Genomic DNA, 756 nt, shown 5'->3' with positions numbered 1-756 from the left:
GTACCCTCAGTACGGTTGGTAATCGTACGTAGAGCGCATTAGTATAAGGGTGCTTGACTGTGAGGCTGACCAGCCGAGCAGGTGCGAAAGCAGGCTAAAGTGATCCGGTGGTTCTGTATGGAAGGGCCATCGCTCAAAGGATAAAAGGTACTCCGGGGATAACAGGCTGATCTCCCCCAAGAGCTCATATCGACGGGGAGGTTTGGCACCTCGATGTCGGTTCGTCACATCCTGGGGCTGGAGAAGGTCCCAAGGGTTCGGCTGTTCGCCGATTAAAGTGGCACGTGAACTGGGTTCAGAACGTCGCAAGACAGTTCGGTCCCTATCTGTGGTGGGCGTTAGTAAATTGCGGGGACATGCTCTTAGTACGAGAGGACCGGAGCGTATGTGCCGCTGGTGTATCGGTTGTGCCGCCAGGTGCAGTGCCGAGTAGCTATGCACAGCCAGGATAAGCGCTGAAAGCATCTAAGCGCGAAACCTTCCTCAAGATGAGTTTACTTTTAAGGGTCGTCAGAGACGATGACGTTGATAGGCTACAGGTGTAAAGGTGGTAACATCAAAGCCGAGTAGTACTAATTACCCGTAAGCTTTAATATTATTTTATTACGAAAATTGCTGACTCAATATGTCACCTTATTAAGATCGACAAGATCAACCATATTATGGTGGTATTGCCGAGGGTGTTCACCTCTTCCCATTCCGAACAGAGAAGTTAAGCCCCTCATGGCCGATGGTACTGCACAACAATGCGGGAGA

The 756-nt window shown here is 50.4% G+C and carries 2 rRNA genes; both read left to right on the top strand.

The features are described 5' to 3' along the window. Positions 1 to 597 (top strand): 23S ribosomal RNA (locus tag P2W83_RS18655); the annotation flags it as partial. A 64-nt stretch (positions 598 to 661) separates the two neighbouring features. Further along, positions 662 to 756: ribosomal RNA gene (gene rrf, locus P2W83_RS18715) — 5S ribosomal RNA — on the top strand; the annotation flags it as partial.

Source organism: Polluticoccus soli, from assembly GCF_029269745.1.
Taxonomy (GTDB): Bacteria; Bacteroidota; Bacteroidia; order Chitinophagales; family Chitinophagaceae; genus Polluticoccus; species Polluticoccus soli.
The sequence above is the reverse complement of the archived record's forward strand: the minus strand, read 5'-3'. Positions and strand labels throughout refer to the sequence as shown.